The 14,377-nt window shown below is 63.1% G+C and carries 14 protein-coding genes and 1 riboswitch; of the genes, 7 read left to right on the top strand and 7 right to left on the bottom strand.

Annotation, left to right across the window (positions count from 1 at the left end):
- The first annotated feature begins 105 nt into the window (after positions 1-105).
- Positions 106-486, top strand: a complete 381-nt coding sequence (locus KIP88_RS13105) for a hypothetical protein (protein ID WP_214488317.1) — start codon at positions 106-108, stop codon at positions 484-486.
- A 234-nt stretch (positions 487-720) separates the two neighbouring features.
- On the opposite strand, the gene KIP88_RS13100 is transcribed toward KIP88_RS13105, so the two are convergent.
- Complete coding sequence (locus KIP88_RS13100; protein ID WP_214488316.1) at positions 721-1,371, bottom strand: CatB-related O-acetyltransferase; 651 nt, start codon at positions 1,369-1,371, stop codon at positions 721-723.
- A 165-nt stretch (positions 1,372-1,536) separates the two neighbouring features.
- Positions 1,537-2,649 carry a 3-isopropylmalate dehydrogenase gene (leuB, locus tag KIP88_RS13095; RefSeq protein ID WP_214488315.1) on the bottom strand — a complete coding sequence of 371 codons (1,113 nt, stop codon included), beginning with the start codon at positions 2,647-2,649 and terminating at the stop codon, positions 1,537-1,539.
- 258 nt (positions 2,650-2,907) lie between these two features.
- Here leuB and KIP88_RS13090 point away from each other — a divergent pair, with 258 nt between their 5' ends.
- From KIP88_RS13090 to KIP88_RS13075, 4 genes are all read left to right on the top strand, one after another.
- The gene (locus KIP88_RS13090; RefSeq protein WP_214488314.1) at positions 2,908-3,771 is read left to right on the top strand and encodes an EamA family transporter; all 864 of its coding nucleotides are present in this window, start codon (positions 2,908-2,910) and stop codon (positions 3,769-3,771) included.
- Between the two features lie 93 nt (positions 3,772-3,864).
- On the top strand, positions 3,865-5,061 hold the full coding sequence (locus KIP88_RS13085) for a YbfB/YjiJ family MFS transporter (RefSeq protein WP_214488313.1): 1,197 nt from the start codon (positions 3,865-3,867) through the stop codon (positions 5,059-5,061).
- Positions 5,062-5,354: 293 nt separating this feature from the next.
- Positions 5,355-7,034 (top strand): tetratricopeptide repeat protein, encoded by a 1,680-nt coding sequence (locus tag KIP88_RS13080; protein ID WP_214488312.1) that lies wholly within the window; start codon positions 5,355-5,357, stop codon positions 7,032-7,034.
- Positions 7,035-7,093: 59 nt separating this feature from the next.
- On the top strand, positions 7,094-7,567 hold the full coding sequence (locus KIP88_RS13075) for a VOC family protein (protein WP_214488311.1): 474 nt from the start codon (positions 7,094-7,096) through the stop codon (positions 7,565-7,567).
- Positions 7,568-7,716: 149 nt separating this feature from the next.
- Here the strand turns inward: KIP88_RS13075 and KIP88_RS13070 are convergent, their stop codons facing one another.
- The 4 genes from KIP88_RS13070 to folB form a co-directional block, all read right to left on the bottom strand.
- The gene (locus tag KIP88_RS13070) at positions 7,717-8,502 is read right to left on the bottom strand and encodes a molybdopterin-binding protein (protein WP_214488310.1); all 786 of its coding nucleotides are present in this window, start codon (positions 8,500-8,502) and stop codon (positions 7,717-7,719) included.
- An 18-nt stretch (positions 8,503-8,520) separates the two neighbouring features.
- Entirely contained in the window at positions 8,521-9,150 is a 630-nt protein-coding gene (locus KIP88_RS13065) for a cytochrome b/b6 domain-containing protein (RefSeq protein WP_214488309.1), read from the bottom strand.
- Positions 9,151-9,387: 237 nt separating this feature from the next.
- Positions 9,388-9,942 carry a fasciclin domain-containing protein gene (locus KIP88_RS13060; protein WP_214488308.1) on the bottom strand — a complete coding sequence of 185 codons (555 nt, stop codon included), beginning with the start codon at positions 9,940-9,942 and terminating at the stop codon, positions 9,388-9,390.
- 322 nt (positions 9,943-10,264) lie between these two features.
- Positions 10,265-10,675 carry a dihydroneopterin aldolase gene (gene folB, locus KIP88_RS13055; protein ID WP_214488307.1) on the bottom strand — a complete coding sequence of 137 codons (411 nt, stop codon included), beginning with the start codon at positions 10,673-10,675 and terminating at the stop codon, positions 10,265-10,267.
- 35 nt (positions 10,676-10,710) lie between these two features.
- Positions 10,711-10,791, bottom strand: a riboswitch (ZMP/ZTP riboswitch).
- Between the two features lie 67 nt (positions 10,792-10,858).
- Between folB and KIP88_RS13050 the strand changes: the two genes are divergently transcribed.
- Positions 10,859-11,782, top strand: a complete 924-nt coding sequence (locus KIP88_RS13050) for an aminotransferase class IV (protein ID WP_214488306.1) — start codon at positions 10,859-10,861, stop codon at positions 11,780-11,782.
- A 214-nt stretch (positions 11,783-11,996) separates the two neighbouring features.
- Here KIP88_RS13050 and KIP88_RS13045 read toward each other — a convergent pair whose 3' ends face one another.
- Positions 11,997-12,758 carry an SDR family oxidoreductase gene (locus tag KIP88_RS13045; RefSeq protein WP_214488305.1) on the bottom strand — a complete coding sequence of 254 codons (762 nt, stop codon included), beginning with the start codon at positions 12,756-12,758 and terminating at the stop codon, positions 11,997-11,999.
- A gap of 89 nt (positions 12,759-12,847) precedes the next feature.
- Between KIP88_RS13045 and KIP88_RS13040 the strand changes: the two genes are divergently transcribed.
- Complete coding sequence (locus KIP88_RS13040; RefSeq protein WP_214488304.1) at positions 12,848-14,374, top strand: malonyl-CoA synthase; 1,527 nt, start codon at positions 12,848-12,850, stop codon at positions 14,372-14,374.
- Positions 14,375-14,377 lie beyond the last annotated feature (3 nt).

Below are 14,377 nucleotides of genomic sequence, written 5' to 3'. Positions count from 1 at the left end.
GGCGCAATTGACCTAGCGACGATGGTCCCGCCGTGGCTACAATGCCGGCAATCAGATTTGGCGATCGGCCAGGCCCCCGCAAGGGCGGACAATGACGAGGATGCAATGACCCGAAAATTCCCTGCTGCGAGCAAGCTCGCGATGTCGCTTGCTGCGGCTGCCCTCGTCGCGATTGGCACAACCTCCGCCAGCGCTCAGTCCAGGCAGCAATATGACCGGGACGGCCGCCCCTATTACGGCGCGAACGGTCCCAACCGGTCGTACCAGCAGGGCCCGCGCACCCGCGTCTACGTCACCACGCGCTCGTGGCTCGATGCCGGCACTGAAGTCTTGCCAGGCGATCGGAAGTTCCAGGACTACGCATTCCCGTCGGATTTTGGATATCCGACGTTCGCGCGCGAAAACCTCAACCGCCCGATCGACCGCCAGCCGCTCAACCCGCCGTCGGACATGGGCGGCTTCCCGACGCGGTTCCCGCTGTATTGAGCGCAGCAACCATTTGACGAAAAATGCCCGGTCTCCACGGGCATTTTTTGTGACGTTTGCGTACTTGCGCGTGCAGCTTCTACAAGGTCGTAGCCCGGATGGAGCCAACGGGTCGCGCGAATGCGCGCCCGCGACGAGCGCAATTGCGCTCGCACAGTGATGACAGGCTCCGCGCAATCCGGGAACAGTCCTTCCATCTGCGAGAATCCCGGATTTCGCTTTGCTCCATCCGGGCTACGAAAATCGATTCGCAGCGGGCGCCGGATCGTAGCGCTCGCAAAATTGTTCGATCGCCTCGGAGCGAAAATCACCCAGGCGCTCGAAGATGATTTCATCCGGCCAGTCCCACCAGGCGATGCGGCGCAGGCTTTCGGCGACGGCATCGGGAAAGCGCTGGCGGATCGGGCGTGCCGGAACGCCGCCGACGATCGTATAGGGCGGCACGCCGCGGCTGACGACGGCGCCCGCGGCAATGACGGCGCCGTCGCCGACCGTCACGCCCGGCAGCAGGATGGCGGCGTGACCGATCCAGCAATCGTTACCGACGATCACCTGGTCGCTGCGGCGCTCCGCAAAGAAGTCGCTGTCGCGCGTGGCCGTCGCCTCGTAATATTCCGGGCAATAGGTGAAGCGATGCTGGGACGGCCGGCCCATCGGATGGTTCGGCGCGCCGATCCGGACCGAATTCGCGATCGCAGTGAACTTCCCGATCACGGCGTCGGCGACCTCGCAATTCTCCCCGAGATAGGAGTAGTCACCGAGCGAGGCATATTCGATGCGCGTGTTGCCCAGGACTTCGCAACGCCGGCCGATCTGCGCCTCGCGCAAGCGCACCGTTTCATGGACGATTGTTTCCGCGATCTTGGGTCGATGCGACGCGTCCATGAAACGGCTCCGATGATGTGATCAGCAGCGCGCAGCCCGGATGGAGCGAAGCGCAATCCGGGAATCCAGCCGCTGGCGAGACAGACCCCGCATTTCGCGGAGCCTGTCATCGGGCGCGCATTCGCGCGACCCGTTGGCTCCATCCGGGCTACGACCTTACATCACTTACGCGTGCAGCTTCTGCAGCTCCTTCAGGATTGCCTCGCCCATCTGCGTGGTTGAAGCAGCCGTCGTGCCCTCCGACTTGATGTCAGCGGTACGAAGACCGCTGGCGAGCACGGCCGCGATCGCCGCATCGACCTTGTCGGCCAGCGCGCCCATGTCGAAGGAATAGCGCAGCGCCATCCCGAACGAAGAGATCATCGCAATCGGATTGGCGAGGCCTTGGCCTGCGATATCGGGCGCCGAGCCGTGCACCGGCTCGAACAGCGAGCGGCGCTTCTTGGTCTTGGCGTCGACCTCGCCGAGCGAGGCCGAGGGCAGCATGCCGAGCGAGCCGGTGAGCATCGCTGCGATGTCGGACAGCATGTCGCCGAACAGATTGTCGGTCACGATGACGTCGAACTGCTTCGGCGCCTTCACCAGCATCATGCCGCCGGAATCGGCGAGCTGATGCTCCAGCGTGACGTCCTTGTATTCACGCCCATGCACGGCCGTCATGACCTCGTTCCAGAGCACGCCCGACTTCATGACGTTGCGCTTTTCCATCGAGGTCACTTTATTCCGGCGCTTGCGCGCCAGATCGAAGGCGACGCGGCCGATGCGCTCGATTTCATAGGTGTCGTAGACCTGGGTATCGATGGCGCGCTTCTGGCCGTTGCCGAGATCGGTGATCGTCTTCGGCTCGCCGAAATAGACGCCGCCGGTCAATTCGCGCACGATCATGATGTCGAGGCCTTCCACCGCCTCGCGCTTCAGGCTGGAAGCTTCCGCCAGCGCCGGATAGCACACGGCGGGACGCAGATTGGCGAACAGGCCGAGATCCTTGCGCAGCCGCAACAGGCCGGCCTCGGGCCGCACCTCATAGGGCACGCTGTCCCACTTGGGCCCACCGACCGCGCCGAAGATGATGGCGTCCGCGGCTACAGCCTTGGCCATGTCGCCTTCCGAGATCGATACCTTGTGCGCGTCATAGGCCGAGCCGCCGACCAGCCCCTGCTCGGTCTCGAATGACGCGATGCCCTGCTTGTTCAGCCAGTCGATCAGGCGCTGCACCTCCCCCATCACTTCGGGGCCGATGCCATCGCCGGGAAGAAGCAGCAGTTTATGGGTCGCCATGGTCGTTTACCTCCAGTTCGTCATTGCCGGGCAAATACGCGAAGCGCGTCTTCGCCCAAGTGTCCCGGCCATCCACGTCCTGTTGCATGACAGTAAGACGTGGATGCCCGGCACAAGGCCGGGCATGACGGAAAATGTGAAATCCGGGCGGAGTGCTAAAGCGCTGGAAGCGGATTGGCAAGGCGCAGAAAACAGGGCCAGAGTGGCCCGGAACGAGCAACCCGCAAGCCCCCTCAAGAAGGCGACAAGACGGACCTCATGACAGCAGCCATTATCTACGCCTTTGCTTCGGCGGGCTTTCTCGGCGCCGGGGTCGTTTTGGCGCAGCTGGGCCTGCGGACCGTCGATCCGCTGTCGGGGGCCGCGATCAGCGTCCCCTCGTTCACGCTGCTGTTCCTGCTGCTGTCGCCCGTGATTCTCCAGGGCGAGCCCGTGGTCTGGCGCGGCCTACCCATTTTCATGGCCATCGGCCTGTTCTTCCCGGCTTCGCTGACGCTCCTGACCTTCGCCTCGAACCGGGAGCTCGGGCCGGTCATCACCTCGACCCTCGGCAACCTCGCGCCGCTGTTTGCGGTGGCGACGGCGGTGGTCCTGCTGCAAGAGCCGCTGCATCTGCCGCAACTCCTCGGCCTCGTCGTGGCCGTTGCGGGGGCTGCGATCATCACGGTGACCCGCCCGCGCGACCTCGGCCATTGGCGGAGCTGGGCACTTCTACTACCGCTTTGCAGCGCTCTGATCCGCGGCGTGGTGCCGCCGGTGGTCAAGCTCGGGCTTGAGGTCTGGCCGAGCCCGCTCTGGGCCTGCCTGATCGGCTACGTCACGTCGTCGCTGGTGGTGCTGACGGTGCAGCGTGTCCGCAAGGGCAGCTTTGTCGTGCAGGCGCCGCGCGCGGGCCTGTTCTGGTTCGCGATGACCGGGATCAGCAACGGCTTGAGCGCGCTCACGCTGTTTGCCGCGGTCCGCAACGGTCCGATCACGCTGGTGGCGCCGCTCGCCGCGATCTATCCGCTGGTCACGGTGGGGCTGAGCGCGATGCTGCTCAAGCACATCGAGATTACCACGCGCATCGTGGCGGGGGCCGCGCTGACGGTGCTCGGCGTCGTGCTGGTGCTGATCGGCTGATCCCCTTGCGGGATTGGCAAGACACCATTGCGGCCGAGGCACCTGTGCAAGGCAGCGCTCACCTGCCAAACTACGGACTTGCCGGAGTCTTCAGTGCGACCTCCCGACGTCCCCCAACTTTACCCGCATCCCGCGCGGTTGATCCTCATCCTGTCGCTGGCGCCGACCGTCGGTCTCGGCATCGGCCGCTTCGCCTATGCGCTGGTGCTGCCGGACATGCGCGACACGCTGGCGTGGTCCTATTCCGCAGCCGGATTCATGAACACGGTAAATGCGGCCGGCTATCTCGCGGGTGCCCTGCTCGCCTCGCGGATGATCAGGACCTTTGGGCTGGCGGCATCGGTGCGATGGGGAACGCTGGCCTGCGTGCTGTCGCTGGCGCTCTGCGCCATGTCGGGTAATTTCTACGTTCTGAGTTTCGCGCGGCTTTTAGCGGGCGTCGGTGCCGCGGCCGGATTCGTTGGCGGCGGCGCACTCGCCGCGACGATCGCGCAGTCGCGGCCCGAACGGGCGAACTTCCTGCTCAGCCTGTTCTATGCCGGGCCGGGGATCGGCATTTTGGCGTCGGGGCTGGTGGCACCGTTTGTCTTGCAGGGATTTGGGCCTGGCTCGTGGTGGATCGTCTGGTGGGCGATGACGGGGCTGGCGGTCATCATGACGATCCCCGTGCTGCTCGCGCCACTGCATGCCGGCGCTATGGCCGCCGAAACGGCGACGGCCAAATTCGCGGTGGCGCCGGTCTTGATCTACCTCACCGGCTACTTCCTGTTCGGCGCCGGCTACATCGCCTACATGACCTTCATGATCGCCTATGTGCGCGACGCCGGCGGCGGCGCTGTGGCACAGAGCGCATTCTGGAGCCTGATCGGCCTCAGCGCATTCGTGACGCCATGGGTGTGGCGCCGCGTGCTCGCGCTCGACCGCGGCGGGCTCGCCACCACGATCATCCTCGGCGTCAACGCGATCGGCGCGGCGATGCCGATCTTCGGGCAGTCGGTTTGGCTGCTCGCGCTGTCGGCGCTGGTGTTCGGCGTCGCCTTCTTCGCGGTGGTCGGCTCCACCACCGCCTTCGTCCGCATCAACTACCCGCCGCAGGCCTGGCCCACGGCGATTGCGGCGATGACGATTTCATTCGGCATCGGCCAGACGCTCGGTCCGATCGTGGTCGGCGCGATCACGGATGCGGTGGGCAGCCTGTCGTTTGCGCTGAACATCTCGGCCGCAATGCTGGCGCTGGGCGCGGTGTTATCGGCGTTTCAGAGGAAGCTGGGAGAGAAACCTTCGCTGTGAACCGCGATCTATCCGCACGTCGTCCCTGCGAAAGCAGGGACCCATAACCACAGGCTTTCGTGGTTATGCGAAGCTGTAGCTCCAGCTTTCTCCAAAATTCAGATCGCGCGGTATGGGTCCCTGCGTTCGCAGGGACGACGAGAGAGTTTAAGCCCTGCGGCAGTTTGCAGCGTCAAGCGCCGACGCTGCCTTATGGTAAGGTGCCTGCTCGGCACTGCGCGTAAGCAACAGTAAGCTAGGCAGCTGACATCCCGAAGCAATCGGCGACGCAAAAAGAAAAGGGAGAAGCGATCATGGAGACGAAGGAAAACGGCACGACCTATTTTGATCTCGGGCCGTACAGCCGCAAAGTCACCACGTCGTCGCCTGAGACCCAGCTTTGGTTCGACCGGGGCCTCAATTGGCTGTTTGGGTTCAACCATACTGAAGCGATCAAGTGCTTTCTGAAGGCGCTGAAGCACGACGGCGAGTGCGCCATGGCGCACTGGGGCATAAGCTACGCCTCAGGGCCCAATTATAATCTGCCCTGGGTTCGCTATGACCCGCGCGGCCGGCAGATGGCGCTGTCGGCATCTTACGATGCTATGCAGGGAGCGCTCGCGCATGCCGCCAAGGCAAGTCCGGTCGAGCGGGCAATGATCCAGGCCCTCCCCGCGCGCTATCCCCAGCGCGAGGCGATCGAGGATATGGCGCCTTGGGACAAGGCCTACACCAGGGAAATGCGCAAGGTCTTCGCCGCCTTCCCCGACGATCTCGAGGTCCGGGCGGTGTTTGCCGAGTCGCTCATGAACGAGACGCCTTGGCAGATGTGGGATTTGCCATCCGGCAAACCTGCCGAGGGAGCAGGCACCGAAGAGTGCAGGTCGGTGCTGGAATACGCTTTCGAGAAATTCCCCGCTGCATGGGATCACCCGGGCCTCTTGCATCTGTATGTCCACCTGATGGAGATGTCGCCGTTTCCGCAGCGGGCGCTGCGAGCCGGAGATCGGTTGCGCGAGATCGTCCCGGACTCCGGTCACCTCATCCACATGCCGACGCATCTCGACGTGCTGTGTGGGCACTACAACGACGTCCTCGTCCATAATCAGAAGGCGCTGGCGACCGACCGCAGGTTCCTCGCCTATTCGGATGATCCGGGCGTCTACCTGGTCTACGTCATCCACGACTTCCACTTCGCGATCTACGGCGCAATGTTCCTTGGCCAGTACACACCCGCAATCGCGGCGGCCGAGGAATTGATCGCCACGATCCCCGAGGCGGTGCTGCGTATTGAATCGCCACCGATGGCGGATTTCCTCGAAGGCTATCTGACGATGAAGCAGCACGTCCTGGTGCGCTTCGGCAAATGGCGCGAAATCATCGAACAGGAGTTACCCAGGGATCGAGACCTCTACTGCTCCAATGTCGCCATGATCCATTACGCCAAGGCGGTCGCGCATTCGGCGCTAGGCAATGTCGCCGAAGCCGAGAAGGAGAAGGCATTGTTCATGACGGCGAAGACCCGGGTGCCCGAGAGCCGCCGCGTACACAACAATCATGTCGTTGGTCTGCTTGAGGTGGCCGAAGCGATGCTGAACGGCGAGCTGGAATATCGCAAGGGAAACCATGACGCCGCCTTCGCGCACCTGCGCCGCTCGGTCGAACTCAGCGACGGACTGCCCTATGACGAGCCGTGGGGATGGATGCAGCCGACCCGCCATGCGCTAGGAGCGCTTCTTCTCGAGCAGGGACGGATCGAAGAGGCCGAGGCGGTGTACCGCTCGGATCTCGGTCTTGACGGCAAGTTGAGCCGCGCCTGCCAGCACCCCGACAATCTGTGGTCGCTGCACGGGCTGCACGAATGCCTGGTCCGTCGCGGGGAAAAGATCGAGACGGCTCTGATCAAACAGAGGCTCGACCTGGCGCAGGCGCGAGCCGAGATTCCGATCAAGGCGTCCTGCTTCTGCCGTCGAATGGACATGGCGGCCGCGTAATCGTTCGCGGCGGACGGGGAGTGGGGCGTTGATTTGGATTGGAACTGAAAGGACTCGCAATGGCAAAGAACACGATTTGCCTCTGGTACGATAAGGACGCCGAGGCTGCGGCCCGTTTCTACGCCGAGACCTTCCCCGATAGCGTCGTGGGCGCCGTCTTCCGAGCGCCCAGTGACTATCCGTCCGGCAAGGCGGGTGATGTGCTGACGGTCGAATTCACGGTTGCCGGCGTCCCTTGTCTCGGCCTCAACGGCGGTCCCGCGTTCAAACATAACGAAGCCTTCTCGTTCCAGATCGCAACCGATGATCAGGACGAGACCGACCGCTATTGGAACGCCATCGTCGGCAATGGCGGGCAGGAAAGCGCGTGCGGCTGGTGCAAGGACAAATGGGGCGTCTCCTGGCAAATCACGCCGCGCGTGCTGACCGAGGCGTTAGCGGCGGGCGGTGATGAAGCCAAGCGCGCATTTGATGCGATGATGGGCATGAAGAAGATAGACGTCGCCGCGATCAAGGCGGCGCGGCGCGGCTGACGTTTGCGCTTGCAGACGCTACGATTCCCCTATCGTCAGCGACCGCTCTCTGCCCTGTTCATTTTGGCTCTTGGCCCAAAGTGGGCATGCGGACATGTTCGCTTTCGCGTCGGTTTGGACGACATCAACCGGCGCCTGATCCGAACGTCCTAGCTCCCGCTGAACGAATTATACCCCTGGTCTTCCCAGAAGCCGCCCTTGTAGTCGTTGGTGACTTCCATCGAAATCACGTATTTCGGATTCTTGAAGCCGAGCTTGGTCGGCACCCTGATCTTCATCGGAAAACCGTAGGCGCGCGGCAGGATCTCGTCGCCGAACTTGAACGTCATCTGGGTCTGCGCATGCAGCGCGCTCTGCATGTCGAGCGGCGAGTTGTAGCCGTCCTTGTCGGCGCACTGGAACCAGACATATTTGGCGCGCGTATCCGCGCCAACCAGTTTCAGGAAATCGCGCAGCGGCACGCCGGTCCAGCTTCCGATCGCACTCCAGCCTTCGACGCAGATATGGCGTGTGACCTGCTTGACCTGCGGCAATTGGTAGAGCTCTTCCAGAGTCCAGGACTTCTTGTTTTCGACCAGACCGCTCACCTCGAGCTTCCAGCTCTTGCCGTCGACCGTGGGCGCGTCCTCGAGGTCGTAATAGGCGTTGAATGGGAACGGTTTTGTAATGGCGCTTTCCGGGAACGTCGGCGCCATGGCATTGGGGTTGAACATGAACGCCTGCACGCCGTCATTGAATTTCGAGACCTGCTTCAACATCTCCTCGGCCGAAAAACTGTCGGTCACGTCGCAGCCGGTGAGCAGCGTCAGCGCGCCGAGGCTGGCGCCGCCCGAGATGAAGCGCCGGCGCGTGAGATCCGGCATGGTCTTGACGGCGTCTCGGACCAGAAGCGTCTTGTCGACACCGGGGATGAGAAGGTTGCGCATGCGGCCCATGACCGTGCTCCCTTTGAGTTAGCGGCCGATGATCATGGCGCGCAGGCTCTTCGGCACCAGAAGCGCGAGCACGACATGAACCACGATGAAGGCGACAATCGCCGCCATGCAGAAGAAGTGGACGTAGCGGGCGGCCTCGTAGCCGCCGAACAGCGCTGTCAGATATTGCAACTGCACCGGCTTCCAGATCGCCAGCCCCGACAGCACGATGAGGATGCCGACCACGATGACGCCGGCATAGAGCAGCTTCTGCACCTGATTGTATTTGGTGAGATCCGCATGCGAGAGCTTGCCGGTCAGCGCCGCTTTGGTGTCCGAGATCACGCCCTCCGGCGTGATCGGCAGCAGCTTCTTGCGGAAGCGGCCGGTGGCAAGGCCCACAGTCAGATAGATCAGGCCGTTGACCATCAACAGCCACATCGCGGCGAAATGCCAGAGCAGCGCGCCGCCGAGCCAGCCGCCCAGCGTGATGCTCGAGGAGAAACGGAAATCGAACAGCGGCGAGGCGTTGTAGATCTGCCATCCCGACATGATCATCAGGACCATCGCAAAGGCGTTGGTCCAATGCAGTGCCCGGACCCAGGCCGGCTGGATGACCTTGGCCTTGGTTGACGCGGCTTGTTCGTCGCTGACTGTGAGGGCCGACATGGCTTTTCCCTGTGGTAGCGTTTTCCAGTGAAGTGGGTACCGGTTCACGTCAAGAAAACGCGTCAAACAAAAGGCAATTCGATATCGTTTATACGCCGGGAACCGGCTTTCCGTTACCGCCGTGACACGATCAAATCGACGCATGGCGCGTATCGCCTTCACAAAAAAGCGAGCCGGGTTGCCCCGGCTCGCCAGTCCACACGCCCCCGTTGGGACCAGTCAGGGGCGCGCGGGAGCTCAGGACGCCGGCATCAGCACGGTGTCGACCACATGGATCACGCCGTTCGACTGATTGACGTTGGTGATCGTGACCGTCGAGGTTCCACCCTTGGCGTCGACGATCCAGGTCTTGCCGTCGGCCTTCTTGACGGTCAGTTCCTCGCCTTCGGCGGTCTTGAGCTTCTTGCCGTCGGTCAGGTCGGACGCGGCGAGCTTGCCGGGCACGACATGGTAGGTGAGGATCTTCGTCAGCGTCGCCTTGTTCTCAGGCTTCACCAGCGTCTCGACGGTGCCGGCCGGCAGCTTGCCGAAGGCGGTGTTGGTCGGCGCGAACACCGTGAACGGACCCTTGCCTTCCAGCGTCTCGACCAGGCCGGCGGCCTTCACGGCGGCGACCAGCGTGGTGTGGTCCTTCGAGTTGACGGCGTTCTGGATGATGTTCTTGGAGGGGAACATCGCCGCGCCGCCGACCATCACGGTCTTTTCTTCCGCGCTGGCGGGCGCGGTGATGGTGGCGGTGAAAGCCAGTGCGCTGAACACGGCGGCGGACAGAAGTGCAATACGTTTGGACATGGAATCTTCTCCCGAGGATTGCGATGGCCGGCGGGTCATCCGCCGGTGCTGAAAACAACGACGCCAGGTCGATTGACCGGGTTGATTTCGTCGTCGTTGGCCGAGCTACGGGAGGTTTTTCGGCCGGTTTCGGCGAATAAATTATCGTGATGGCTGAAACTTTTGCGGACGTGGGCCGTGCGGCGACGAGCACCCGTAGCCCGGATGGAGCGGAGCGCAATCCGGGGTTCTTCTCAGCGGAGAGACATCCCGTCAGCCGAGGGATATCCCGGGTTACGCTTCGCTCCACCCGGGCTACGAAACTCAAGGAAGCTCGGCCAATCTAGACAAGTACTTCCAGCGCCTCCGCAGTCCGCCAATTCGCCAGGTCGGATCGAGCCAGGCGCACCGCGATTCCGACTTTGCTGAGCGTATGCGGGATTGGGGGGCTGAACTTGGACACGCCAACGGTGATGGTGTCGATCAATACGAAGCGTCGCAGCAGGCCGATCGCAACGGCCTCCCCGAGCGCTTCCAGCGTTTGATATTTCATCCCGCTGGCGAGGCTCACCGCAGCGTCCACCACGGCATCGTAGCGGATCGATGCATCCAATCTGTCGTCCCGGTGCGTCGGAGCCGGTCTCAACGTCGCGTCGATGTCGAAGGTGAACTTCTGGCCGAGACTGCGTTCTTCCTCGAACAGGCCATGGTACCCGAAGGTCTGCAATCCGGCGATCTGGATGGTCGTCAACATTGGGCCGCTCCTTCATGAGAAGGTGGATCGGATTATCCGATTGCCCAGGCGAGCGGCTCAATTCCTCGCGCTTCCCGATGGTGCCCCATCTGCGATCGCCAGTCGCGCGAGATTGCTTGTATAGAGGCACAATCGACACGGCTCAAGGGTGCTGGAGCCCTTGCGATACCTGGGAGATGACGCATGAAGAATTCGATCTTCGCCGAGGGCGCCGGCTATGTCAGGGGGCTCTTCGTCCCGATCGCCGAGGCGACGCTGCCCGTCACCGATTGGGGTTTTACACGGTCCGATGTCGTCTATGACGTCGTGCATGTGTTCAGGGGCGGCTTCTTCCGGCTTGCCGACCATCTCGATCGTTTCGAGCGCTCGATGGCGAAGCGTCGGATCCGGCCACCGGAAGACCGCGACGCGATCGAGGCGATCCTGCATCGCTGCGTGGCACTGACCGGCCTTTCGGACGCCTATGTCGCGATGGTGGCCTCGCGCGGACGGCCACGCGTTGCGGGATCACGCCGGCCGGCCGATTGCGAAAACCACCTGATCGCCTATGCGCTGCCCTGGATCGATGTCGTTCCCAAGGACGTGCAGGCGCGCGGAGCCCATGTCTGGGTCGCCTCGACGCCGCGCGTACCCGACGCCTCGGTCGATCCCACGGTCAAGAACTATCAGTGGAACGACCTGACCTCCGGCCTGCTGGAGGCGCACGACGCCAATTTCGACACAGCGGTGCTGTGCGACACGCAGGGTTTCCTCACTGAAGGGCCGGGCTTCAACGTCTTCCTCGTGAAGGACGGAAGGGTGACGACATCAGATCGCGGCAGCCTGCACGGCATCACGCGCCGATCTGTGCTGGAGCTCTGCGCCGAACTCGGCATCGAGGCTGCGGTTGAACCGATTCCCCGATCGGCGCTCGACCACGCGGACGAGGTCTTCCTGGCGACGACGGCCGGCGGCGTCATGCCCGCGTCGCGCATCGGCGCACGCATCCTCGGCAACGATCGGCCCGGGCCGATCTCAATGCTGCTCAAGGATACCTACTGGCGCAAGCACGAGGAGGGCTGGCACCGGACACCGGTCCGTCCCCTTGAGGCCAATGCCGGCGAATGAATTATCGTGATTTGTGAAACTTTTGAGAGCCCGAGCCGTGCCGCGACGCCCCATCTCTCTCGTCGTCCCTGCGCACGCAGGGACCCATACCGCGTGATCTCTCAATGAGGCTCTGTGGCTGATGGCCGTCGCCAAACTAAGGCCGGTGGTTATGGGTCCCTGCTCCCGTGCGCAATTGCGCACTAGGCAGGGACGACGATGGAGAGAGTTCGACCTAATCCCGATTATGCGGCGTCTGGATAAACCCGCGATTATGCGTCGGGCTGATCAGAATCTCGTTCATGCACACCCGCGGCGGCATGCTGGCGACGAAGGCGATGGTGCGGCCGCAATCTTCCGGCTGCAGCATTTTCGCCTGCTCCTCCTCCGACGGCACCACCGGCCGCAGTTTCAGGATCGGAGTCGCAACCTCGCCCGGCGACAGGCAGCAGGCGCGCAGGCCGTTGACGCATTCATCCATGTTGAAGGAATGGGTCAGCGCCAGCACCGCGTGTTTTGTGGTGGTGTAGGCCGGGCCCGGCATTTTCGAGACGTGACGGCCGGCCCAGGAGGCGACGTTGATGATGCAGCCGTCCTGCTGCTTTCGCATCGCCGGCAATACCGCGCGCATGCAGTAGAGCACGCCGTTGAGATTGATCTCGACGACCTTGTCCCAGCCGTCCAGTTCCATGTCGGCCCAGCTTCGCTTCGGCACGTTGAGGCCGGCGCTGTTGACCAGCAGGTCGATCCGGCCGTGCTTTGCCAGGATCTGGTCAGCTGCCTTGTTCACATCGGCCTTATTGCTGACATCGAGCTGGATCGCCTCGGCCTTGCCGCCCTTTGTGGTGATGTTGGCGACGACGCGTTCGAGTTCTTCCTTGCGGCGGCCCGAAATGACCACGGTCCAGCCGTCGGCTGCCAGAAATTCCGCCCCAGACTCGCCGATTCCGCTGCCACCACCGGTCACCCAGGCCACGCGTTTCCCGTTATTTGACATGCAAACTGTCTCCGTTGCTTTGTGAAGGGCGTTTTTGCTAATCCAGCCCGCGGAATTCGCAGGCTTTCCGCCCTCCGAGGGAATGTTGCATGAACACGACCGCCAACGCCAACCTGTTTTCCCGCTTGTTCGATACGCTCGACGATCCGAACCGGCTTGCGATCGAAATGCTCGACGGCACGCATATCAGCTATGGCGATCTGATCGCCCGCGCCGGCCAGATGGCGAACGTGCTGGTATCGCGCGGCGTCAAGCCCGGGGACCGCGTGGCGGCGCAGACCGAGAAATCCGTGCCGGCGCTGGTGCTGTATCTTGCGACCGTGCGCGCGGGCGCGGTGTATCTGCCGCTCAACACCGCCTATACGCTCAACGAGCTCGACTACTTCATCTCCGATGCCGAGCCGTCGCTGGTCGTGTGCGACCCCTCGAAGGCAGACGGCATCGGCGCGATCGCGGCCAAGGTGAAGGCAAAAGTCGAAACGCTCGGACCCGACGGCAAGGGATCGCTGACGGATGCCGCCGCCAAGACCGATGCGGCGTTTGCAACCGTTGCGCGCGCCAATGATGATCTCGCCGCGATCCTCTACACCTCGGGCACGACAGGCCGTTCCAAGGGCGCCATGCTGACGCACGACAATCTGGCGTCGAACTCCCACAGTCTCGTCGACTACTGGCGCTTCACGGACAAGGACGTGCTGATCCACGCGCTGCCGATCTATCACACCCACGGCCTGTTCGTGGCGAGCAACGTCACGCTATTCGCCCGCGCCTCGATGATCTTCCTGCCAAAACTCGATCCCGAACTGTTGATCAAGCTGATGGCGCGCGCGACCGTGCTGATGGGGGTGCCGACCTTCTACACGCGGCTGCTTCAGAGCCCGTCGCTTTCGAAGGAATCGACCAAGCATATGCGGCTGTTCATTTCGGGCTCCGCGCCGCTGCTCGCCGATACCCACCGCGAATGGTCCGCGCGCACCGGCCACGCCGTGCTGGAGCGCTACGGCATGACCGAAACCAACATGAACACCTCCAACCCCTATGATGGCGAGCGCGTGCCCGGCGCCGTCGGCCATCCCCTGCCCGGCGTTTCCGTGCGCGTCACCGACCCAGAGACCGGCAAGGAAATAGCTCGCGACGAAATCGGCATGATCGAGGTCAAGGGCCCGAACGTGTTCAAGGGCTATTGGCGGATGCCGGAAAAGACAAAAGCCGAATTCCGCGACGACGGCTTCTTCATCACCGGCGACCTCGGCAAGATCGACGCCAAGGGCTATGTGCACATCCTTGGCCGCGGCAAGGACCTCGTGATCTCGGGCGGCTTCAACGTCTACCCGAAGGAAATCGAGAGCGAGATCGACGCCATGCCGGGCGTGATCGAGTCCGCCGTGATCGGCGTGCCGCATGCCGATTTCGGCGAAGGCGTCACCGCCGTGGTGGTCTGCAACAAGGGCGCCGACGTCACCGAAGCGGGCGTGCTGCAAGCGCTCGACGGCCGGCTCGCCAAATTCAAGATGCCGAAGCGCGTGTTCGTCGTCGAGGAGTTGCCGCGCAACGCCATGGGCAAGGTGCAGAAGAACATTTTGCGGGATACGTACGCGAAGATCTACGCGAAGTAGTTC

It is taken from the genome of Bradyrhizobium sp. SRL28 (genome assembly GCF_018596315.1).
Classification (GTDB): domain Bacteria; phylum Pseudomonadota; class Alphaproteobacteria; order Rhizobiales; family Xanthobacteraceae; genus Bradyrhizobium.
The sequence above is the reverse complement of the archived record's forward strand: the minus strand, read 5'-3'. Positions and strand labels throughout refer to the sequence as shown.